Annotated in this window: 21 protein-coding genes; 11 read left to right on the top strand and 10 right to left on the bottom strand. The window is 60.8% G+C overall.

Features of this window, described 5'->3' with window-relative positions; all coding sequences use genetic code 11:
• The first annotated feature begins 31 nt into the window (after positions 1–31).
• Complete coding sequence (locus ACN9MB_RS14645) at positions 32–832, top strand: transporter (protein ID WP_426269397.1); 801 nt, start codon at positions 32–34, stop codon at positions 830–832.
• A gap of 50 nt (positions 833–882) precedes the next feature.
• Here ACN9MB_RS14645 and ACN9MB_RS14640 read toward each other — a convergent pair whose 3' ends face one another.
• Positions 883–1161, bottom strand: coding sequence for a hypothetical protein (locus tag ACN9MB_RS14640; RefSeq protein WP_426269396.1), 279 nt, complete (start codon positions 1159–1161; stop codon positions 883–885).
• A 572-nt stretch (positions 1162–1733) separates the two neighbouring features.
• On the bottom strand, positions 1734–2189 hold the full coding sequence (locus tag ACN9MB_RS14635; protein WP_204634390.1) for a fasciclin domain-containing protein: 456 nt from the start codon (positions 2187–2189) through the stop codon (positions 1734–1736).
• 410 nt (positions 2190–2599) lie between these two features.
• Here ACN9MB_RS14635 and ACN9MB_RS14630 point away from each other — a divergent pair, with 410 nt between their 5' ends.
• Positions 2600–2953: an RcnB family protein gene (locus ACN9MB_RS14630; RefSeq protein ID WP_204634391.1), complete on the top strand. Its 354-nt coding sequence runs from the start codon at positions 2600–2602 to the stop codon at positions 2951–2953.
• A 216-nt stretch (positions 2954–3169) separates the two neighbouring features.
• Here ACN9MB_RS14630 and ACN9MB_RS14625 read toward each other — a convergent pair whose 3' ends face one another.
• From ACN9MB_RS14625 to ACN9MB_RS14615, 3 genes are all read right to left on the bottom strand, one after another.
• Positions 3170–4444, bottom strand: coding sequence for a serine hydrolase domain-containing protein (locus ACN9MB_RS14625; RefSeq protein WP_426269395.1), 1275 nt, complete (start codon positions 4442–4444; stop codon positions 3170–3172).
• Positions 4445–4623: 179 nt separating this feature from the next.
• Positions 4624–6468, bottom strand: coding sequence for an aspartyl protease family protein (locus tag ACN9MB_RS14620; RefSeq protein ID WP_426269394.1), 1845 nt, complete (start codon positions 6466–6468; stop codon positions 4624–4626).
• A gap of 88 nt (positions 6469–6556) precedes the next feature.
• On the bottom strand, positions 6557–7147 hold the full coding sequence (locus tag ACN9MB_RS14615; RefSeq protein WP_426269393.1) for a helix-turn-helix domain-containing protein: 591 nt from the start codon (positions 7145–7147) through the stop codon (positions 6557–6559).
• Between the two features lie 296 nt (positions 7148–7443).
• Here ACN9MB_RS14615 and ACN9MB_RS14610 point away from each other — a divergent pair, with 296 nt between their 5' ends.
• The gene (locus ACN9MB_RS14610; RefSeq protein ID WP_204634394.1) at positions 7444–8400 is read left to right on the top strand and encodes a PLP-dependent cysteine synthase family protein; all 957 of its coding nucleotides are present in this window, start codon (positions 7444–7446) and stop codon (positions 8398–8400) included.
• Between the two features lie 227 nt (positions 8401–8627).
• Here ACN9MB_RS14610 and ACN9MB_RS14605 read toward each other — a convergent pair whose 3' ends face one another.
• From ACN9MB_RS14605 to ACN9MB_RS14595, 3 genes are all read right to left on the bottom strand, one after another.
• The gene (locus ACN9MB_RS14605; protein WP_426269392.1) at positions 8628–9317 is read right to left on the bottom strand and encodes an alpha/beta fold hydrolase; all 690 of its coding nucleotides are present in this window, start codon (positions 9315–9317) and stop codon (positions 8628–8630) included.
• 565 nt (positions 9318–9882) lie between these two features.
• Positions 9883–10563 carry a class I SAM-dependent methyltransferase gene (locus tag ACN9MB_RS14600; protein WP_426269391.1) on the bottom strand — a complete coding sequence of 227 codons (681 nt, stop codon included), beginning with the start codon at positions 10561–10563 and terminating at the stop codon, positions 9883–9885.
• A 180-nt stretch (positions 10564–10743) separates the two neighbouring features.
• Positions 10744–11328 (bottom strand): TetR/AcrR family transcriptional regulator, encoded by a 585-nt coding sequence (locus tag ACN9MB_RS14595; RefSeq protein ID WP_426269390.1) that lies wholly within the window; start codon positions 11326–11328, stop codon positions 10744–10746.
• Between the two features lie 140 nt (positions 11329–11468).
• On the opposite strand from ACN9MB_RS14595, the gene ACN9MB_RS14590 reads away from it, so the two are divergent.
• The gene (locus tag ACN9MB_RS14590; protein WP_426269389.1) at positions 11469–12452 is read left to right on the top strand and encodes an MBL fold metallo-hydrolase; all 984 of its coding nucleotides are present in this window, start codon (positions 11469–11471) and stop codon (positions 12450–12452) included.
• A 644-nt stretch (positions 12453–13096) separates the two neighbouring features.
• Here the strand turns inward: ACN9MB_RS14590 and ACN9MB_RS14585 are convergent.
• The gene (locus ACN9MB_RS14585; RefSeq protein ID WP_426269388.1) at positions 13097–13702 is read right to left on the bottom strand and encodes a dihydrofolate reductase family protein; all 606 of its coding nucleotides are present in this window, start codon (positions 13700–13702) and stop codon (positions 13097–13099) included.
• Positions 13703–14033: 331 nt separating this feature from the next.
• Here ACN9MB_RS14585 and ACN9MB_RS14580 point away from each other — a divergent pair, with 331 nt between their 5' ends.
• The 7 genes from ACN9MB_RS14580 to ACN9MB_RS14550 all read left to right on the top strand — a co-directional run bounded on the left by ACN9MB_RS14580 (position 14034) and on the right by ACN9MB_RS14550 (position 20525).
• Positions 14034–14600, top strand: a complete 567-nt coding sequence (locus ACN9MB_RS14580; protein ID WP_204634400.1) for a GrpB family protein — start codon at positions 14034–14036, stop codon at positions 14598–14600.
• A gap of 217 nt (positions 14601–14817) precedes the next feature.
• Positions 14818–15312, top strand: coding sequence for a hypothetical protein (locus tag ACN9MB_RS14575; protein WP_426269387.1), 495 nt, complete (start codon positions 14818–14820; stop codon positions 15310–15312).
• A 173-nt stretch (positions 15313–15485) separates the two neighbouring features.
• Positions 15486–17378, top strand: coding sequence for a CPBP family glutamic-type intramembrane protease (locus tag ACN9MB_RS14570; protein WP_426269386.1), 1893 nt, complete (start codon positions 15486–15488; stop codon positions 17376–17378).
• A 190-nt stretch (positions 17379–17568) separates the two neighbouring features.
• Complete coding sequence (locus ACN9MB_RS14565; RefSeq protein ID WP_204634403.1) at positions 17569–18021, top strand: nuclear transport factor 2 family protein; 453 nt, start codon at positions 17569–17571, stop codon at positions 18019–18021.
• Positions 18022–18071: 50 nt separating this feature from the next.
• Positions 18072–18683, top strand: coding sequence for a hypothetical protein (locus ACN9MB_RS14560; RefSeq protein ID WP_426269385.1), 612 nt, complete (start codon positions 18072–18074; stop codon positions 18681–18683).
• Between the two features lie 545 nt (positions 18684–19228).
• On the top strand, positions 19229–19897 hold the full coding sequence (locus ACN9MB_RS14555; protein ID WP_426269384.1) for a Type 1 glutamine amidotransferase-like domain-containing protein: 669 nt from the start codon (positions 19229–19231) through the stop codon (positions 19895–19897).
• A 226-nt stretch (positions 19898–20123) separates the two neighbouring features.
• Positions 20124–20525 (top strand): VOC family protein, encoded by a 402-nt coding sequence (locus ACN9MB_RS14550; protein ID WP_426269383.1) that lies wholly within the window; start codon positions 20124–20126, stop codon positions 20523–20525.
• Between the two features lie 561 nt (positions 20526–21086).
• Here ACN9MB_RS14550 and ACN9MB_RS14545 read toward each other — a convergent pair.
• Entirely contained in the window at positions 21087–22247 is a 1161-nt protein-coding gene (locus ACN9MB_RS14545; protein WP_426269382.1) for an IS30 family transposase, read from the bottom strand.
• Positions 22248–22336 lie beyond the last annotated feature (89 nt).

Here is a 22336-nt window from a genome sequence, read left to right as displayed (position 1 = left end):
GGGTGGTCATCCTTGATCCAAAGGCGTGACCATGACTCCCCGCTCCATCCTGCTTTTCCCGCTTGCTTTGGCTATCGCTCTACCGGCTTTCACGGCGCGAGCGGACGACGCTTCTCCCATCTGTACGGACCGCCCCACCAAGGCCAATGCCACCTGCACCGTGCCCGAAAACATGTGGCAGCTGGAAACGGACGTCGGCAACTACACCCGCGATGCGCACGGCGGCAGCAGCACCGAGACCCTGTACTTCCTCAATCCGTATCTCAAGTACGGCATCGGCAGCCATACCGACATCGAAGTGAACTGGGCGCCGGACATTCGCATTCGCACCAGCACCGATGACGAACACCACACGGCGAACGGTGCGGGCGACCTGTACGTGCGCGTCAAGACGAACCTGTATACCGGCGACTGGTTCAGCGCTTCGATCATTCCCTTCGTCAAGGCGCCGACGGCATCGCACAGCATGGGCAACGGCCAATGGGAGGGCGGCGTGGCGATGCCGATGAGCGCCGCCGTGGGCGGCGGTTTCACCGTGACGATCGGCCCCGAACTCGACACCTTGGCCGACGTGGACGGACATGGCCGCCACCTTTCGGTGACGAACCTCGTCAACGTTTCCCATTCGCTGACCAGCAAGCTTTCCGTGGCCGTTGAATACTGGCGTCAGGACAACCGCGACCCATCCGGCCACGTGAAGCAGGAGTCGGGCGACATCGCGTTCGTCTACGTGGTGAATCCGAACCTGCAGTTGGACCTGGGCGCCAACATAGGCTTGAACACCGCGACGCCGGACACGCAGGGGTATCTCGGCCTGTCCTACCGCTGGTAGGGCAGTGCGCCAGCCGCGCGATGGCGTCCTTCATCGCGCACGGCGACAAATCACAGGCAGTGGCCTCCCTGACCGGCAACCATCGGATGGCCGGTCAGGGAGGCCACCGCCGAATGTCGAGCTCGAATCGCCTGCCGATCCATGGCCGAATACAACTGGCTCCACCACCACATGCGATCTCTCGGCCCCACCGTACGTGTCGAGGCGCCAACCATGCGCTCAAACACCAACTGGATCGCTTCCTGTGGCGCACCCTTTGCCTCAAGACTCAACAATTCTGCATCCAGAGACCGGAGTTCCTCGGCAAGCTGCAACCGGGTAAGAGCCATGGGCCTATCGCCCCGCGATCTCTCGGATGGTGCGAACGAGTCCACGACATAAACCGCTTACCCGGGATCTCAAGCTTTGTCGCATCACATAGAGCTCTTCAATCGATGGCGCATGCCGATAAGCGCCTCGTCGGAAAGGCCGGAAGAAATACGAGAATCTCGCGACGGCATTGGGGATCATCGACTGCCGCCTCGCCTGAGTCTTCGTGCCGCTTCCACCGCTGCGGCAAGCTGCTGTTTCCGGGACGTGACGGGCAAGCGCTGCGAGTACCGTTCGCCAAACATGTGGTCGAACAGATCCTCCATGTAGCGGACGAATCGCGCCAGCCTGGGCGGTCGCGAGGGAGAGCGAAAATGGGCGGCCATGCGTGTCACCTTGAGTTGCAACGCCGCGCCTGGGAGGGCGGCGAAGTAGAGTCTCGGGCGGCCAGAAGGAAGTCTGTTCTGATCTGCCTGGGATAGTGATCGGGCCCGCCATGGCATTCGAAGCGCGCAACAGCGCGAAAGCGAATCCCCGTGGATCTTGGTGCAGGTTTTGTGGTGGGGAAAACCCCACCACAAAGCTTTCCTGGTTACTGCTTGGTTGGCACGTTCACCGTGTCAATGGCATGGATGATGCCGTTGCTCGACGTGATGTCGGACTTCGTGATGGTGGCGCCGCCGATGCGGACCTTGTCGCCATCCTTGGTGATCGCCGCCGTCTGGCCCTGCATCATCTTCGGTGCAGTGAGTTTCTCGACCTCGACGGCGGACGCGCGACCCGGCATGACGTGATACTTCAGCACCGAGATCAACTCCGCCTTGTTTTCCGGCTTGAGCCAGTTGTTGAGCGTGTCCTTGGGCAGTTTCTCGAACGCCGCATCCGTCGGCGCAAAAACGGTATAGGGACCGGTGCCCTTCAGGACGTTGGTGAGATCTGCCGCTTCAAGCGCTTTGCCGAGCGTGTGGAAGCTGCCATTGGCGGCCGCGGTATCCACGATGTTCTTGCTGCTGACGCTTGAAACGTTGGAATCGTTGTTATTGGACATGAGTATTTGCCTTCAGTGAGGATCCGCAGGGCGAATCCAGAGCGGACGAAGCCGCAACTCCGATACAGATCGGAGAAATACTCAGATAGCGTTGGAGAGAGGACCGCGTGGCTGAGACGCCTGCCAAGGAGGAGACTTTCTATCCTGGCGCTCCATCAGCATGCACGGGTGGTTGTTACGTGAGGGTGATTCGCTGAGATTCGCGCCAAGGCGAGATAGGCTCCAGGCATCGGCAGCACTGCCTGGTACCATGCCGTATCTCGCTTTTCCTTCCCTGAACGCTTCGTGCGGCGGGTAATACACGCGCCGCCGGTTTTGTGCAATGTTGGGGCTGGTGGACACGGCGGCACGGCGAATGCCATCGAACCTCGCGATGTCCATCATTCCTTTCAACCGCCCGCGGAGCCCATATGAAACGTCCTCTCGCTTTTGCCCTGGCAGCCGTTCTTCTGGTCGGCAGTGCATCGGCCCTTGCTTTCCCGCAGGACGATCATGGCCACGGTAACGACAAACACTGGGACGACCATGGCCACAATCCCAAGGACGATGGTCGTCACGACAACGGCAAGCACAAGGGCTGGTACAAGAAGGGCGAGCGCCTGCCGGCCAACTATTACGCACACGACTACTACGTGACGGACTATGCGCGGTATCACCTGCGCCGTCCCGATCCCGGCTATCGCTGGGTGCGCGCGGATGGTGGGCAGTTCTACCTGACCCTGATTTCAAGCGGCGTGATTATCGATGTCTCTGCCGGACTTTGATCGGTCGAGGGAGCGCTCCTGCCTCGAACGTCGGCATCGCCATCGGGTCTTGTGACTTTGCCAAAAAAAGGGCCCTGCTTTGGGGCCCTTTTTGCGTTCGAACATGCGCAGACTAAAGATGGCTGACGAGATGCGGCGCGATGGTGAAGCCGTAACGGCGCAAGGACGAAGAGCAGCGGAGAGGGGTGGCGCTCTCTTGCCGTTCGCCGCCCCTCATCAGCGTGCCGCTTCCCCGGTTTGAGCTGCGGAATCCTCAGCAACTGCAAGCACCTTGTCAATGAAGCCAACGAAGTCTTCGCCTTCTTCCTCGCTGTCGTCGCTGGCCTTGATCTGCCGGACGGCGACGATCCTTGCAGAAGGCACGACCACCAAGTACTGGCCGCCATCACCTTCGCCGTAATATGCCGCCGTTTGGCCGCTGGTGACATGGAAGAGGCGTTGCGGACCAATGCCACGACTCATCAGATCGTCGAACAACACGGTACGAGCATTCGGACCCAGCGCCTGCTGGATGCCCGCCAACATCGATTCCTTGTCATCGAATTGTGCGCCTTGCAGGCCCTTCTCCAGCGCGGCAACGGTCGGCTCCGGCACGCCGCGCTTTCGTAACATCGCAAAGATCTCCGGATTGGTGGTGAAATGCCGGTACTGCGGTGCCATCCACCACAGCAAGCCCATACTGGCTTCCGACTGCGGCTGCGTGAGCCCATCGATGTAGCGGGCAGGAATCAACTGCTTGCCGTGCCAATTGCCCTTGTTCAACACAAGCTCGCCGAGCTTGCCAAGATCCGCAGCGGTAAGAGGCAGCCCGGACATCGCGTACGGATGCCCGGCCTTGTCCTTGTCCCACGGACCCGGATGGATATCCATCTGCTTGAAGAGACCGTCGTGCAGGAACGCATCCATCGGCTTTCCCGCCGCCTTCTCGATGATGCCGCTGAGTAGGTTCACCGCCTTGTTGTTATAGGCGGGTTTCTCGCCTGGCGCGTTCGAAAGTTCCGCCGCCAGCGCCAACTGGATGGCATCCGGCGCGGGCTGGATTTCCACGTCGGTGCGGAGAAAGTTCTGCATGCCCGAGGTGTGGTTCATGATCATTCGGATCGTGATTTTGGCCTTTTGCCCCTGCCGCCACTCCGGATAGAAATCGGCGACGGGTTGGTCGAGCGACTTGATTCGGCCATCTGCCAGCAGTGGGCCGATGGCCAGCGCCACGACCGACTTGGTTACCGACATTAGCTCGATGGGACCTGGCGCCCTGTCGTTGGCGTAGTAATGACCGAGTTCGTGGCCGTCCTGCCAGATCACGACGGCGTCGCTTTTCGTCGCGGCACTGCGCTCGAGCAGTTCCTTGAGCGCGCTGTCGCGCGAGGATGACAGCGGTGCGGCCATGATGGGCGAAGCAGCGAGAAGGCCTAACAGCGTCGTGGCTAAAAGGTTCCTGGTACAACGAACTGTCGCCAGCGCGGTGGGTCGTGGCTTGAGATCCTTCATGACTTCTCCTTGGTGCACGGCAGATGGACGACGCTGGGTTTGCCAGCAACGTGTGGATAATTTCAAAGCTTTCAGTGGTCCTTGCACGACGACCGAACCTTGGGGTGTCGACGTCTCCGGCAGCACCTGCAAGCGCCACCGATGCAAATGTATTTTCCCGGCTAAGGATGCGGCCGGCGTCAGATCAAGTCCCGCAACACCAGCGTGACCTCGCGCGGATGGCCGTTGCGCTCGACGGTCAACGCCACTTTCGTACCGGGTGGTTCATCGCGCAGGCGTCGCCGCAGGTCGTAGAGATGGATGGACGACACCGCTTTGCCATCCACTGTTTCGATCACATCTCCCGCTGCGAGCCCCGCTTGCGCCGCGGGCGAGCCGCTGCTCACGCTGACGATGCCAAAACCCTTGTCGGCAACGTTCAGCCACATGCCGGATCGGTCGAACGTATCGAGATCGTCTACCTTGCCTGCAATGGGCTTGAGGTACATCAGCTGGTGGTCGTAATCGAGGGTGACCACGAAACGTTTGAGCAGGCCGCCCCCGACATTGTTGGGGAAGGCTTCGACGCCGCCGGCACCGCCCTTGTCCAGGCTGAGTTCGGCCAGAAAGGATTTCACCGTGACGTCGCCGAGCTGCAGATCCTTGCCGTGGAACACATAGGCGTACTCTGGCCCACCCACGCCCCATCCGGTCAATGCTTCGGTTCCGTTCTTCTCGTGCTCGCGAAGATGATGGCGCTCGGAGAACGGGCGCGTAAGCGACAGCACCGTGCGTGCGCCGGTATCGATGCCGAAGCGTCCGGGCACGCCGTCGTAGCTGCCCAGCACTTCGGGAAACTGATGATAGAGCCGGAAGGGCACGGGGGTACCCGCATCGCTGGGATCGAAATGCTTCTTGTCGATGAAGGTCAGCTCATGGCTGCCGTAATCGAAGCGCGTAATGAAACGCGCGAGAAACTCGTAACCGATCATGCCTTGCTCATCGAGGCCTTCGGCGGCGTTGGAGAACTGCAGCACGCTGATCGTCTGGTTCTTCAGCGTGGCGCCACCCACGCGGATGGACTGCACCTGCGCCAACCCGCTTTGCTGCACCGAGTCGCCGCCGCCGCTGGCGGTTTGCGCGCCTTGCACCTTGATGCCCAGGGCCGATGCGGAATCCGGCACCAGGATGTTGTGGCCGCCCGTATCCACGATGACCGTGAGCGGTTTGCCGCCATTGAACGATGCCTGCACATAGACATGGTTGTTGGCCAGCAGGAACGGCACCTTCGCTTGCGTCGTGCCGGGCGCAAGTTCGAAATCGTGCAGGTCGGTCTTGGGCAGTGCAAAGGCTGCATCGTCGCCACCCGTCGAGAAGGTAGCCGATGACAGTGTCATCCTCTGCAGGTTGGCCTGGCCACCGCCATCATCGATGACCACGGAGTGCGCCAGCTGCACGCCGTCGGTCGGCGCAAAGTCGGCATAGTCGGTGCGGATCGTAAGCGTGGAATTCGCCTCTATCGTGCGCGCCATGAGATGGGTGGTCGCGTCGAACCACACCTCGAACGGTTTGCCTTCTTTGGGCGCAACGATGAGCACGTCGTATGGCTTGCCGCCGTCGCTCTTGCATCCCGCATCAGTGATCGTGGCACCGCCCCGGTCGCTTCGCCACCAGAGGTTCTGCAGACGGTATGCCTCGTTGACCGCGAGTTGGCGAACATCGCCACCCTCCTGCGGCGTTGCCGTTCCGGAGGACTCCACTTCCCACGCTTTCTTGCCGTCGAAGCCCGTGGTGGTGTGGCTTGGGCCGACCTCCCAGCGATCGACGAAGCGACCGCGTTGGAGATCCTGCGTAAAGGCGGTGCGGCCGGTGAGCCCTTGGCCGGAGTAGGCATAGTGAAGCTCAAGCCTGTCCTTTGCCTCCCAATGATTGCCCGCGGTTGCGGCTTGGTTGGCCGCAAGCACCTGGGCCACGTGATCGGCGGGCATCGCCGTGAGCGGCGATACGAAGAACGCAACGGCGAGGGCGAGCAGGGTCTTGCGCATGATCGATCCGTAAGAGAGTGTTGGCAGCGACGATAGGGGGCCGCCGTGTATATCGTCTTGAATCCAGTTGACGCGGGCCGCCCTTGATTCAGGCGTCGGCCGCCATGCGCCAGGCCTGCGGCCGATGTCCGGTGAGGCTCTTCACGGCACGGGTCATGTGCGCCTGATCGGCGAATCCGAGTTCCGTCGCCAGTCGGCCCAGGGCGAGCGACGACCCGCAGATGGCCTCCCAGGCGGCTCGCGCACGCACCTGTGCGCGGTAGGCCTTCGGAGAGATGCCATAGGCCCGGCAAAAGCCGCGGCTGATCGATTCGGCGCGCAAGCCCGTTGCTTCCGCCCATTCGCCCAAATGCGTATCCGGCTGCTCGCGAAGTTTCCGTGCCAGCAGATCCGGCCAGTCGTCGTGGCCTGAACCATCGGCCTCGAACGCTTCGGCGAATGCGGTCCAGGCGCAGGCGGGCGAACGTTCGGCCATGCGCGCCAGGGCATCGACGTCGCGTACACGCCCACGCACCGGCAATCGGGCCGCGAAAGGCATGGGAATGATCAGGACGTCGGCACCGCGTGCGGAAAAGAAATCCAGGTGCGACTCGAACGCACGATGCACCAGTGCATCACCTGCCTGCACGGTATGCCTTCCCTCGTCGCCGGCCTCCAGGTAGGAGCCGCCCAGGATCACCGTAGCGTAGGCGGTATAGTGGCAGTGGCGATCCAGGCTATGACTCGGGGCGTAGCACTGCCGGCTGGCTGGCGCCAAGGCGGGAGGAGGAGGGAAAGCATGCATCGGGTTATCCATCCGCCGTTGGCGAAGGGCTCGGGGTCCATGGATCGACTGTTGCGCCGATGATCGGCCTATTGGCACGGCACGTCCATGTGACTACTGGGATAGTGCAGTGAGGTGATTGCGCAGCTTGTATCGCTGCTCGATGTGCGGCGCGATGTGCCGTTTGTCATGGGACATGAATGGATCACTCGATGAGCCAAGATATCCTCAAGCAAATCGGTCGCACACCCTTGGTGCGTCTCAGGCGGGTCGGCAGCCATTTGCCCTGCGAGATCTGGGTGAAGTGCGAGCATCTGAATCCGGGCGGGTCGATCAAGGACCGTATTGCGCTGGCCATTGTCGATGACGCCGAAGCGCGCGGGATGTTGCACCCGGGCATGACACTGATCGAGGCCACGGCCGGCAATACCGGCGTCGGCCTCGCACTGGTGGCAGCGGCGCGTGATTACAGGCTTGTTTGCGTCATGCCTGAAAAAATGTCCTCGGACAAACGCAGCGCCCTGACGGCGCTCGGCGCAAAGGTCATCATCACGCCAAACGCGCCACCATCGAGCGACGATAATTTCCGCAATGTGGCCCAACGCCTTTCGCGCGAAAACGGCTGGTTTCTCGCGGACCAATTCAGCAATCCCGCCAATGTTCGTGTTCACGAGGCGACGACCGCGCGAGAGATCATCGAGCAGACTGGCGGACGATTCGGTGCCTTCGTAGCAGGCGCGGGCACCGGCGGCACGATTTCCGGCGTAGGCAGGCGACTGAAGGGGCACCACAAAGACACCTTGGTGGTTCTGGCCGACCCCGTGGGGTCGGCTCTGGCCCATTGGGTTGAGACGGGCATCCCCGGACCCGATGGATCGTACGCCGTAGAAGGCATCGGCGCAGCCGAGCCACCTGCCAACTTGCATCGCGATGTCATCGATAGCGTCGAACGCATTTCCGATGACGAGAGCTTTGAGGTGACCCGGCGCTTGATTCGCGAAGAGGGCCTTCTTGTGGGCGGATCCTCAGGCACAAACGTAGCAGCGGCGATGCGCGTTGCGGCCCGGGGCCAAGTGAACGGCCCGATTGTCACCATCCTTCCGGACGGCTGGGATCGGTACCGTTCGAAGCCATGGATGCAAGCTCTATCGTCCAGCCCGCAGGGTTGACGATGGTCCCGTAAAAAAATCCACGAAGGGTGCGCGATGTTCGCCATTCGAAAATCTGGGGAAGCACGAGTCGTCGGACAGACACAGCTTGCCGAGCCGAGCCTAGTGGTGGGCTCACGGCAAATTGTCTCGAACCCATTTCACCGCATGACCATCGGCGGTGGGGTGGCAGAGACCGTCCACGCGGCACGGTCTCGAACCATCTTCTCCGCGATGGGATGCCTTCTCTAAGACTTTTGCACTGCCGCGGCGGCTTTGCGAATCACGTCGATGACAACGTCAGGCTTTGAGAGCATCGGAACATGGCTGCTCTCCACTTCGACTACGGTTGCCCCCATGCGCTTGGCGAGGAAATGTTGGAGGTCGGGGTGAACGGTACGGTCGTTCTTGGCCACAATGAACCAGCTTGGCTTCGACTTCCATGCAACGTTTTCGAGCTTCTGTTGCTCAAACAGATCGGCAACGGGCGCGTAGTGCGTGGCCCAGACCAGCTTCTGTTCCTCTTGCGGAAGGTCGCCCGCGAAAAACTCAACGCCATTCGGCCGCAGCCAGACCCGCCCATCGGCGACTTCGATACGGGTAAAGATGTCCGTCGGATATTTGTTGAGCTGGCTCTGCACCGTTTCGCCGGTATCTGGCGCGACCGCTGCGATATAAACCAGGCCGACGACTCGCTCGTCCAGGCCAGCACCTGTGATCGTGGCGCCGCCGTAAGAGTGACCCACGAGGATGACGGGGCTGCTGACTCGATTGAGCGTGCGTTTCACCGTCGCCAAATCCTCCACATACGAATCCAGGCCGTATTGAACGGAAATGACTTCGTGACCGTCTGCCTGCAAGGCAGGGATCACCTTGCTGAAGCATGAGCCATCGGCCCAGATGCCGTGACAGAATACGATGGTGGGCTTCTTGGACACTGACCTTCTCCTTCTCTAATCGATCGGTTGAGAGGCTGATGTTCCGCAAGGCATAGGGCTGTTCCCTGCGGCTTCTTTCGAAGTCTTTGTCTGCTGCGCTCATGAGGCGGGGCAAGCGCTCCTTCCGTGACGTAGGCCGGCAATCCTTGCCGAGCCTTTGGCTCGAACGCACGGATCTCAGTAATCGGTCAATGATTGCGCATTCGGATCGGACAGCCATGCAAGTGAGAATTCGTCCTGGGCACTGGGCTCGTCGATGGCTAGACAGACCACGCCTGGAGAGTTCACTTCAGACCGGCTGCAGGGCGATTCTTTCCACGTGCCACCGACACGCAGATTGCTTTCGATGAGAAGGCATAGCAAACACTCGGAAGAGTGGATTTCACGTGCAGATGAGGCGAAATTTACCAAGTTCGCCTGTAAACTTTGTGCGCGGCGCGCTACCGGCTGAGCCCTCCTCGGAAATCGCGAGAAAGCGCGCAAGTCACTTCATCGCGATCCGAGTTCTGATCAGTCGAGTCGATGGTCTGCGGCTTCGCTACGTGTCCACCGCGCGCAGCTCGAATTAAGCTGACGGCTTTTCCGCCGTGAACAGGGCGACCTTTCCGACCTTCCACACGGCAACCTTGGCAAAGTGCTCGTTGAGAGCCGAATGCAATCCTTCCTGCGTGTCGTGCTGGTTTCCAAAAATGCCCTTGCGGTTGTAAAGCTTCATGAGCCGGCGACCGATCCAGTTGTGGTTGGCTTCGTCGCCGAGGATCGTCGCGCCATACAGCACGCCGCCAGGGGCCAGGTGGGCACCAAGCGTGGAAAACACCCGGCGTCCTTTCTCGGCCATGTTTCCCGGCAGGCAGTGCAAGAGGTAGAACAGGGAAATGGAATCGAACTTCCTGTCCCCGAGTGCACCGCTGGGCTGCAGTACGTCATCGCGAACCAGCGACGGCTGCAAGTGCGCAATGCGCGAACCGGCGGCCTTCAGGCTGTTGTCATTGAGGTCCAGCAGGGTGACTTTCTGCTCCGGTCTGTCTGAGCTATGTGCCAGGTAGTAGCCCGAACCCACGCCTACATCCAGATGGTTGGCGCTCAGGTGCTCCTGAAAAAAAGGCAGCAATACGGTGTTCGTCGGACACTTCCATGCGTAGTGGTTGGAAAAGCCGAGGACCCAGCGGTCGTAGATCTTCAGTACTCGGTCGGAATAGACGGCTGCGCCGAGTTCGGAGTCGATGGGAGAGGAGGGCTTGTTCATAAGTCACATTGCTGGGGATAACGGTGGATATCGTGAGATACCAGGATTACAAAAGCGTACACGGCGACCGCTTGCGATGTTCGGACTTGAGTCTCACGCCGCCCACGATCGACGGCCTGGCGAATCAATTTTGAAAGAGCACGCATGGCACCGCGGTGACCGATCTTCCGTCGCTACGGCTTAGCCAAGGTCGAGCAAGCCGAGGGCCTGCTTTTGCACGGATTTAAGTGTGTCTTCGGCGACGCTGGCTTTGCGAAAGACGGCGCTGCCCATGGTCAATGTCATGAGTGTGGCCGCCAGGGATCGCGCCAAGGGCCGCCGGGTACCACGTCGTGTGATGAGTTCTTCGAGCAGCGCGCACATGCGCTGGATGTGCGCACGTCCGAGTTCAGCCAGCTCCGGGTCGCAGGGGGCCAGCTCCACGATGGCATTCACACAAAAGCAGCCGCGGTTGTCGGGCCGGGCGTCCACCATGGCCTTGACCACGGCCCTTAGGGCGGTGTTTGCATCGTCGTGCTCTTCGGCCAGTGCCTTCATATCGGCATGGAACGCATCGGCATAGCGCCGATAGGCATGCAGGAGAAGCTCACGCTTCGAGCCAAATGCGGCGTAGAAGCTCGAGCGGCTGAGTTGGGTCGCTTCGGTGAGGTCATCCAGCGACGTGGCTTCGTAGCCTTTGCGCCAGAACACGTCCAGGGCATCGCCCAGAGCCACCTGTTGATCGAACGATCGAGGTCGGCCGGCGCGGGACACAGTTTTCGACATGACGTCCTCACCTTGACAGTGCGTAGCTCCATTGTGGACCATTTAGTCCAGAATGTGAAATCTCGCTTCCCTCCATGCCTCGACGGTGCAACGCCGCGAGGTACCCCGTTGTCTTACTGCAAAAAATAAGGTCATCGATAATGAAATCCTCGGGTGTGTTGATGCGTGCCGGCCTTGCAATGGCCGTGATCCTCGGTTTGGCTGCTGTGGCAGCGCCGGTGCAGCAGGCCCATGCGTCGGCACCGCAGATCAAGAAGTCGGGTGCTGCGTATTACCGATTCATGCTTGGCAAGTTCGAAGTCACCGCGCTCTCCGATGGCACGACGGCGCTGCCGGTCGACCAACTGCTGACGCAGACCACGCCCGAGCAGGTGAAGAAGGCGCTTGCGGCGAACTACATCAGCATGCCTTACGAGATGAACTTCAATGCGTTCGTGATCAACACCGGCGACAAGCTCGTGCTGATCGATACCGGAGCAGGCGCCCTGTTCGGTCCCAACCTGGGCAAGATGATCGATGCGCTGAAGGCTTCCGGCTACACCCCTGAGCAGGTGGACGAGATCTACATCACGCACATGCATCCGGATCACATTGGCGGCCTTGTGGCCAACGGCAAGGCCGTGTTTCCCAACGCCATCGTGCGCGCTGACCAACGCGAAGGCGACTTCTGGTTGAGCCAGGCCAACCTGGACAAGGCCGGAAAGGATGAAAAGGGCTTCTTCCAGGGCGCCCAGGCTGCGCTAAAGCCCTATGTGGACTCCGGCAGATACAAGCCGTTCGACGGCACCGCGGAGTTGGTGCCCGGCATCAAGCCCGTGCTTCTACCCGGTCACACCCCCGGACACGCTGGCTACATGATCGAAAGCGAAGGTCAGAAGCTGCTGGCCTGGGGTGACGTGATCCACGTGGGCGCGGTGCAATTTGCTCATCCCACGATCACCATTCATTTCGATGCCGACAGCAAGTCGGCCGAAGCAGCCCGCCTGGCACTGTTGGCCGATGCTGCCAAGCAGGGTTACTGGATCGCCGGCGCCCATCTGTCGTTCCCCGGCGTGGGCCACGTCAGCGCTTCCGGCAAGAACAGCTATACCTGGATTCCGGCCAGCTATACCGCTATCCACTGAGCGCGAACAGTACGAGGAGCCCGGGGCGGAAAGCTGCTGCCCCGGGCTTCGACAGTAGCCTCGGCTGGACTATGTCGGCTCGCTGCGAAGCGCCCGCCCGGCAGGCATCGAGCCGGAGCTCCTTTTTCGAGGATCGCCCATACGGCCACCCCGAGGAGGGCATGGCAGCACACCATTGCCTGACCGGTTCGGCCACGCTAGTTTTTGTGCCAGAGCGGTATTAGCCGCAAGGTCGCAGGAAAAATCGTTACAGGGAGGAAGGACGTTGAGCTTGAACTGGAAGCGGGGACTTACCCGGTCATACCTGGTCCTCTGGGCCTCTTGGATGGTATTCATCGTTGCTCGCGCTGTTTCTATCTTCCATGCCGACTATGCAGCTGCGGAATTGACCGCAATTTTTCTCACTGGAGTCTTGGCGCCGGCTGTACTTTTCCTGGCTCTGCGGTGGGTGTTCCACGGGTTCCATGCGCCCGGCAGGGACTGACTCCACCTCACGAAGCGATGCGTCTGCAGTGTCCGCCTTTGACTGCGTATTCAGCCGGTCGTTACAACACGCCTGCTGCTCGCGGAACCTTTAGTGCGTTGCAACGGCCGGCTGAATACGTGACCCATAGCGCACGGACTGGGAGGGGCGTCGCCCTCGATCAAGCCGGCCGATAAATCTGCGCCACCGAGCCCAGCGGAAACGCCTTGGAGCTGACCAGTTCGAGTGGCCTCGGTTCGGGCAGGTCGGAGAAGATCGGTACGCCTTTCCCCAAGGCAATGGGATGGATCATCAGGGCGTATTCGTCGACCAGGTTTTGAGCGATCAGGCTGCGTGCGAAAGCGGCGCCTCCCAAAGCGATGATGGGTTTGCCGTCCTGGGCCTTCAACCTGGCGATTTCGTCGGCCAGGTTGCCCGTGCAGAGGTGGGCCGTCGACCAGCTCTCGGCGCCGGGTTGAAGCTCTCCGGACTTGGCGTTCTTGATCGCAGCGATGGCGGGTTCAAGTACCGCCGGCCCTTGCCTGGAAAAGACGGCCTTGGGGATCTGGTTCATTGGCGGCGCGAAGACCGAGCTCGATGTTGGCCAAAAAGGGGACATGTCCCGGAACGAGCGGCTGCCCATGATGATCAGGCGGGCGCCCCCCAGCATCTCCACCTTCCAGGCGATCGCTTCCTGGTCGCCGCTGAATATCCATTGGACGTCGCCTTTGGGGTCGCTGACGAAGCCGTCGAGCGTCATGGACATGGTCAGGATCAACTTTCTCATTGCTCTCTCCTTGGGCAAGTTCGACCGAGGGTCGGCCTGGATTGATCTCAGCAATTTGCCACTCCGGACGGCGAAGATCGCTGGTTTGGCTCCCGGCCGCCGTTGGTTCTTACTATCACGTCGAACGGCGACGGAAGAATTCGACAGGTCGTCCGGAAAATTTACATGGAGCATCCTTCGAACCATTCGGGATGGCGGGCAGGGGGAGCTGATGGCTTCCGGGCCTTGTCTTGCGCGCCAAGCAGGGCACGATCTGCACACGGGCGATCGGGCACCTTTAGGGGGCGGCATCTCATGCCCAAGGCAGGCACCAACGCGGAGTTCGGGTGGCATGATCGAGAATCAACGTAGCGTCGTGGTCGTGGATTACGATCTTTCATGGCCCGCGACGTTCGAAGCCTTGCGAGCGCCCGTATGGGCGGCGGTCCGCGACATTGCCGTCGCCGTGGAGCACGTCGGCAGTACGGCGGTCCCGGGACTTGCCGCCAAGCCCATCATTGATATGGATGTGGTTGTGGCCTCAGCGGACAGAATGCCGGAAGCCATCCAGCGATTGGCGACCCTGGGCTACGGCCATCGCGGCAATCTTGGGATCGAGGATCGGGAGGCATTCAAGTCTCCGCCAGAGTTACCCGCCCACCATCTCTACGTCTGCCTGCAGGGCAGCACCGCACTCGCGAACCACTTGGCCCTTCGAGATTTCCTGCGCAGCGAACCCGCCTCTGTCCTGCAGTACAGTCGGATCAAGCAGCTACTCGCCGCGCGCTTCCCGGAAGATATCGACAGCTATATCGCGGGAAAAACGGATTTCATCCTGTCGGTGCTTCGCAGAATGGGTTTGGGCGACTCCGAATTGAAGACTATTGGAGACGCGAATACTCTTCCGCCAAGGCTGTAAGGGAATGGCGTCATGCCCGCTTTCGATCCATGTCGGGCATATCCATCGATCCCAATCGAGTCGCCGCTTTGCTTCATACCCTGGAGTCACTTGGTGCAAGTTCTTCGACCCGATGAATCGGCGATCTGGCAAGGTCAGCCTTTCGACGCAGAGAGAGAAACGGCGGCAAACAGCCTCGATTCAGACGAGTCATGCTGACACGCCTCCAGGAAACTTCATGATCACAGCGATTCAAGGCAAGCAATCCGCGTTTAGGTTTGTATGTCCATCGGCTGCGGACCTCGCCAAGTCTCGATACATGGGGTACGCGATTCCGGAAGCCGGCACCACTCTGGCGTCGCTTCGAATCACCTGGGTATGTCTGCTTATCGCCTTGATCGCCATGTCCACGTCGACGCGTTGCCTGCCGGTTCTGTATGTCGTCCTTCTCACTCAGCTGGCCCATGGTATTTGGAAGGTTTTTCGCTTGCGCAAAGTCGTTCGAGACAGCCATGGAGCTTTCGAGATAAAGCCCATCCATAGAAACCTGCTTCAAGAACACCGACTCTACGTCTCGTCAATTCTGGCGGTATCTACATTCCTGCTGAAGCTTGATGATCAGCACGCCACAATTTGGGCAGCACTCTCGCTTGGCGGGGTTGTCCTTGTCACTCTTTCCTGGGGTGTAGACAGGATCAATCGAGGGAAACTAGGGCTGCCGGCTTCGGAGTGACGAACATCTGTTTCCGGCCTGATGTAGGCCGATTTCGATAGCGCTTGCGCCAACTGGTCGAAGCTCATGCCAGTACGTTACGCTTGGCTTTGTCGCATCGATCGTGCGCTCGGGGGAGCGCTGCGTGCGGCATCCAAGGAGGCGCTGTGAATCGCAGGGACAATGCGGCAACGATGGCCGCGGATATCCGTGGCCTGGCGGCAAAGGCAACAGGGGCTGACGCCTGGCGAAGGGTTGTGGGCTTTGGGCATGTTCTGGTCGCGGCGCTCTGCATGGCAGCCAGCGCGAGATGCCGGGCGGACGCTATGCCCGTCGCCGTCGAAGACTTGCGTACACCGGCACACGCGATCGCGCTGGTGTCGGAGCGGCAGCAGGATGCGTACAAGCAGGTGCTATCCGCATACGCCAAAGAGGAAACAGCTCTTCCTGGCGACGTATCGCTGGTTCTGGCGCGGTGTCGTTTCACGGAAGGCTTTGCCCTCGATGACGATGAGGGGCCGACCTGGGGCGAGGCTGCGCAGGCAGATCTCCAGGGCTGCCTGAACGATCTCGATACACGCTTCCATGGCGATGCCGAAGCGAGTCTCTTCACCGCCGAGCATCGCTACGGAAAGGCCGCGCTTGCCTATGCGCGCACGCTGCTGCCGCTCAGCGGCAACTGGACGACCCAACAGCGTTCGCGATTGCATGCGGTCTTTGCTCGCGCGTATCTCGCCACCAAGGACACTCGCCTGGCCGGGCAGGAGGCCTTGGCGGCCGTCCAACTGGATCCCGGCAGCAACCAGCTTATTCCCGCGCTTCGCTTTCTTTGTGACGACGGCCGACGCCTGCTGGCGGAGTCCATGCTGGCCAAGGCGCCCGCGCCGTCTCCCGCATGGATGGGCGGGCAACGGCTCCGCTTTGCGGCCGACAATCTCAGTGCATCTGCCGCACTGACTGAACTGCAGCGCGTCCAGGACAGCAAGACACCCGTCGATCCATGGCTTTCGGCCCGCATCTATCAGCGGGCGGGCAGGTACGCGGACGCGGCGAAGATGCTGGCCATGATGAAGACGCAGCCAAGTTTCCAGAGCGTGGAGCAATACCAGCTGCGCGTGAACATCTCGGTAGGCCAGGGCGATCCAAAGGCTGCATCGGCGGCGCTTCGCGACTGGTTCGGCAAGACAGGCATCACGGGGCCGCTGCTGTTTGCGTATGGATCCGTGCTTGCGCGTGCACCCGGCGAGCTGTTCACGCCATCACTGGCGCCCTTGGCGCTATCGATGTTGGCCCTGTTGGCGGCGTTGCTCTGCTTGCCTGGCCTGGTTGCGTTTCCCGCGCACTATCGCGGAACGGTGAGGGCGCGCGAGCAAAAGCCGGCGCAGCCTCTGTTCGAACCGCTGGGTTTGCGACACATGTGGATCGGCCTGGCCACTTTTCTGGTCATATCGATCATGGCCCCCTTGCTGAGCCCTGCAGGCAGCGTGCAGGCCTTGGTGGCGCATCGCCCGATGACGTCATCCGAAGAACGAGCGGTGATCCTCTCGCAATTGGCGATGCTGTTCATGGGTGCGCTGTGCCTGCTCCCCGCACTGCGGCATCTTTCATGGCGGCGATGGCTGGGCGAGCGAGGCATGGACGCGGCGCTCATCACGGTGATCTCCTGGACCTTGTTCAAGGGATTTCTGCTGATGGCGGCAGCGCATGCGCCGCACGCCGCGGGGGTGTTCAACAGCACACCGCATGACCGGTCGGTGTCCGCGCTTGCCTCGGCGGCGACCCACGTCGGCGGCGTTGGGCTGGCTTTGCTTATCGTTGCGGTGCTGGTGCCCGTTTACGAAGAGCTGGTCTTTCGCGGTTTCATCCTGGGTGGTCTTAGCCGCCACATCGCCTTTGGCTGGGCCAATCTCTGGCAGGCGCTCCTTTTCGCGCTCCTGCACTTCGACATGACTCACTTCGCCTTCTATTTCGCGCTGGGGCTGATGGGCGGGTGGCTGGTGAAGCGTACGGGTGGACTGGCCGCCTCCGTGGCATTGCATGCAGCCAACAATGCGTTGGCATGCGTGGCGATCTTGCTGACGGCGTAAATCAAGCAAGGGGAGGCGGTGCGGCGTGCACGGCCTGCCGTCCCGCCGCCATCTGCGCCGAGCCGCGAACTCAGTAGCGGCTCGGCGGCGGATATGACCAATACGGGCCGATTTTCAGCCTTACAGGTCATTGCGCCGCCGACGTTCTCCACTACCTTGGCGCGAATACAACGGCCAAGGAGAGAGAGCCATGCGGTTATCGCACTGGAGTTGGATCATTCTGGCGGCGTCGATCGCGACGCAGGCTCACGCGGGACAGGAAGTGGGCGACTACCGGGGCCTGCCCCAGGACCTCGCTGCCGCAGCGACTGCCTATGATCTGGCGCAGTTCAAATCCGATCGTGCCGAACTCGAACGGCTACTGGCCGACGATTACACCCTGGCGGGCAGCAACGGCCGCAATCAGACTAAAGCGGAGTTCATCGCCGACTCGACGGCGCCAGGGAGCAAGACCACCTATGTCGCCATCACCCAGCAAGTGAGCAAAGTGTGGCCGAACGGTGCCGTGCTCGGCGGCATGGTCGATGCCAAGGGATCGGATCGCGGCAAGCCTTTCACGATGCGCGCCCGCTTTGTCGATGTATGGGCCAAGCGCGACGGCCGCTGGCAAGTGATCTTCACGCAGGCTCATATCGCTCCGTAGGTAGCATAGGGTTTCACCGCGTCACTGCATGAACTCGATCGGAGGTCAGCATGTTCCGCACCAAATCGATCCCGCTGAAGTTCGCTGCTGCATGCATCGTTGGAATGACCGCTTTCACGGGTTCAATAGTCGCCAAGGAGGCAGCTGACGAACCCGCGAATCCGACGGCGGTATTCGCCGCTCCGCAACGTGATGGATCACACGATTTCGATTTCCTTATCGGCGATTGGAAGGCCCATGTCCGCCGCTTGCCCGACCGCCTGAACAACTCCGATAAATGGGACGTCTACGACGGCATTTCGAATCACCACAAGGTATTCGATACCAATGCCAATCTCGAACAGTTCGAGGTGACCAGTCCGGACAAGAAACTGCACATCAAGGCGCAAACCTTGAGGATGTACAACCCGCAGACGCATCAGTGGAGCATCTACGGCCTTGACCTGGACAAAGGCGAACTCGACTTTCCCGTGCCCGTGGTGGGCGAATTCCACGGCGACCGCGGCGAGTTCTACAACCAGCAGCCCTGGAAAGGGCGCGTGATCCTGGTGCGCTACATGTGGTTGAACATTTCGCCGAAATCGGCACGCATGGAGCAATCGTTCTCCCCGGATGGCGGAAAACATTGGGAAGTGAACTGGATTTGTGAGTTGTCGCGGTAGATGGCTGGGAAAATATTGCTCAATGGGTTCTTTGGAAATCGAACATGGAGCGCAGGTAACGGTCCACTCGGCGCCCTGCATTGAGTGACTCTCGATACCAACGAGGTAGCGAGATGCCGTTTGCATGGGCCGCGACGACCAGACGCCATTGAGTGGGGCAGGTACCTCGGTGCAGGAGGTTAGGACTGTTTTTTCTTCTTGCCGATGACGATAAGTAGTCGCGCGAGGCAAGGGAACAGTCCGCCCCCCGAGATACCGATAACGTCCCAAATACCATGCGACTGCGATCGTCTCCGGGCACCTGCGTCCGTTTTCGACCCCGGACCCAGGCGACCCTTCCCCAGATGGGGCCTGGATCGGGCTCAGTGTCGATTCTGCTAGTGCTCCTTCGTCGCGCACATGAAGGCGGCCGCGCCGGCCACCTTTTCCGCCAAGGAGACAGCCGTGACCCATATCGATGGTTTCGTGTTCGCCGCATCCGATGTTCGAACGCTTGCACACCTCACCGTGCTCGATCCCGGCTCTCGATAGACAAGGACGGCACGATGAAACTTCTCCTCACGTCAGGCGGCGTCAGCAATCAGAGCATCCGCGATGCCCTCGTCGACATGTTGGGCAAACCCATCGCCGAGTCCACCGCCCTGTGCATTCCCACCGCGATGTACGGCATGCTGCCCGACACTGCGGTCATGACGTGGCGGCAAATAGCCGGGCAGACACCCACGCCCCTGGTCGAGCTAGGATGGAAGTCTGTTGGGATGCTTGAGCTGACTGCGCTGCCCAGCATTGACGAAAGGAATTGGGTCCCCTTGGTCCGGGAGACGGATGCACTGTTGGTGTGCGGCGGCGACACTCTGTACTTGCATCACTGGATGCGTGAATCCGGCTTGGCGGATCTGTTTCCGTCGCTCACCGAGACGGTTTACGTGGGGCTGAGCGCCGGCAGTATGGTGATGGCTCCCTGCGTCGGCGAGAGGTTCGTCGGCTGGAAGCCGGCCGCTGGCGGCGACAGCGCATTGGGCATGGTCGGTTTCTCGATCTTTCCGCATCTGGACAACGCCATGTGTCCGGAGAACACCATGGCCGACGCCGTGAAGTGGGCCGCACGCCTGCCCGTGCCGGGCTACGCGGTCGATGACGAGACGGCGATCAAGGTCGTGGACGGCGTCGTCGAGGTCGTCTCCGAGGGGCACTGGAAGCTCTTCGAACGCTAGAATGCGCAGCCATAGCCGGTCGTCGATGGCGGCGTGCGCGCGGCCTCGTAGCGGATGGCGGGTGCGTCGACGCGCACCACCGCCGCGCAGTCATCCTGGTCAACGACAGGCCAGGGCGCGAAGGCATGGATTGCGGTTTCTACGTATGGAAGATATGCCTCTAACAGGGGCGGCAAGACCAGGCACCAGTGCACCCCGCGAGAGCCCCCCTGTCCGGAGTAGATGTATGACCATTCCTTCTACCGTCGGTGCATTCGCCATCGTTCCCAGCAATGATCTGCACGCCGCGCTTCCCTTCTGGGAGCGCTTAGGCTTTGCCCGCACGGGCGGTGACGCCAACTACTTCATCATGACCGGCTGGGGCTGCGAGGTGCACCTGACCCAGGCAGGAACTGGCCCCTGGGCCGTCCCGGAAGAGCACAACCCCTTCGGCGTCTTCATCCGTACGCCGGACGTGGACGCTATCGCCGCACGCGTGGATGACCGCATTATTCGCCCTGGAGGCGTCCTGCGGCACCGCGAGTGGGGTCTCTATGAAGTCGGGATAGCCGGTCCAGATGGGCTTCTCGTCCGCATCGGCTGGCCCTCCCGCCTCATGCAAGATGGCGAAAGTGAAAAGGCAGGCTGAAGAGTCCGATCTGGTTGCGTCCGCTTCCGGCTCGGAACGGAGGTTTCATGGGATGCCATTCCGGGGATGCTTGTGAACCGAACCGCATGGATTGTGTTTGCTCTGCCTGCACTTGTGGGTGCCGCCTATCTCGTCATCACATATGGGCGAAACAGGAACCATCTCCCGCATGCCGCGCCAAGCGAGACAACCGAGTGCGCGGCATTCGATGGAAAGAGCTCATCGGACCTGCTTGTCGACGTATGCGCCAAGCTCAAGTACGTCAGGACGCTCCCCGGCGGAACAGAGACGCATTTTGAGTGCCCCAGGGATCTCGGTCAGCTTGTGGGGCTGTCATCCGCGCGAATCCGATCCATTTGGGGTGATCCTGACTTCGAAGAAAGGGAGAGGTGGCGGGACAAGTCGAGTCCGATGCGTCGGTGGACGTACTTCATAGGTAGTCCAAAACCAAGGACCAAGGGTGGCGGATTCCCGGAACTTTCACTTCACTTTAGGGATTCGTCTAAGGTCGACAGCGCAACTTGCGCGCTTGCGAAATGAGGTCCGCTTCCGATTGCGGATTCAGCCAGTCATTGCAACAGTTTGATGAAAACGCTCCGCTGGCGTTTCGTAGTTTAGTGTTTTCCTTGGCCGTCCGTTCAAGCGCCTTGCCACAGCGTCGAGCTGCGCCTGTGTGAACCCGGATAGATCCATTCCCTTGGGAAAATACTGCCTCAGAAGTCCGTTGGTGTTCTCGTTTGATCCCCGTTGCCAAGGGTTGTACGGATCGCAGAAGTAGACCTTGATGTCTGTCGCCAGTGTAAAGCGATGATGTTGAGCCATCTCGGACCCGCGATCCCAGGTCAGCGATCGATACAACTCGCGCGGCAGCTTGTCCGCTTGCTTGATCAATGCATTGACCACTGTCTCGCTGTCCCTACTGTCCAGCTTCACCAGCACGACATAGCGCGACCATCGTTCCACCAGCGTGGCGATCTGGCTATTTCTGCCGCCAAACAATAGATCGCCCTCCCAATGGCCGGGTACGGCTCGATCCTCGACATCGGCAGGACGTTCGCGGATCGAGATGGCGCCGGTGATCTGCGCATGATCATCGCCCTTCTGAGTGTGATGCCGTGAGCGACGCATGGCTCGCGTGCGTCGAAGCTGCGCCAAGAGCTCCTTTTTAAGGGCTCCGCGCGTCTGAATGAAGAGGCTGCGATAGATCGTTTCGTGAGACACCTGAAGCGCCTCGTTCCCCGGATAGGTTCGTTTGAGCCAGCCGGCAATCTGCTCCGGCGCCCATTGCTGTTGAAGCTTAGCGGCTACTAAGCGCGCAAGGACTCGGTGTCGGGCCAATTTGCAGGGCTTGGGGCGTCGGGCCCGATCCCATGCACATTGATCGGCGCAGTTGGCTCGATAACGGTCCGACCCGCCATTGCGTTGGATCTCCCGGCTGATCGTCGACGGTGCACGGCCCAGCTGGGCCGCCACGCAGCGAATCGATTGGCCGGCTATCAGCGCCCTGGAAATCTCCTCGCGCTCGCCCAGCGTCAGCACCCGATCCGACCGGTGGCGCCTGGTAGGCCGGATGCCACCGGTCTCGGCCAGGATCCGGCGGACGGAGGAGTGATGCCGGTCAAAAAGCTGGGCAATCTGGTGAAGTGATTCACCTCGTTGCCAGCGATCCCACATCAGGCCAATCTGGGTGTCGGTGTAATGAATCGCAGGTCGTTGTGACATCTTGCAACACTCCCGCTGCTCGCGCAGTCTTTAGTGTGTTGCAACGACCGGCTGAATCCGCAACCCAAAGCGGACCTCACCAACAAGGA

Origin of the sequence: Dyella kyungheensis (genome assembly GCF_049913195.1) — a bacterium.
Taxonomy (GTDB): domain Bacteria; phylum Pseudomonadota; class Gammaproteobacteria; order Xanthomonadales; family Rhodanobacteraceae; genus Dyella; species Dyella kyungheensis.
This window is presented reverse-complemented; position numbering and strand designations above follow the sequence as displayed.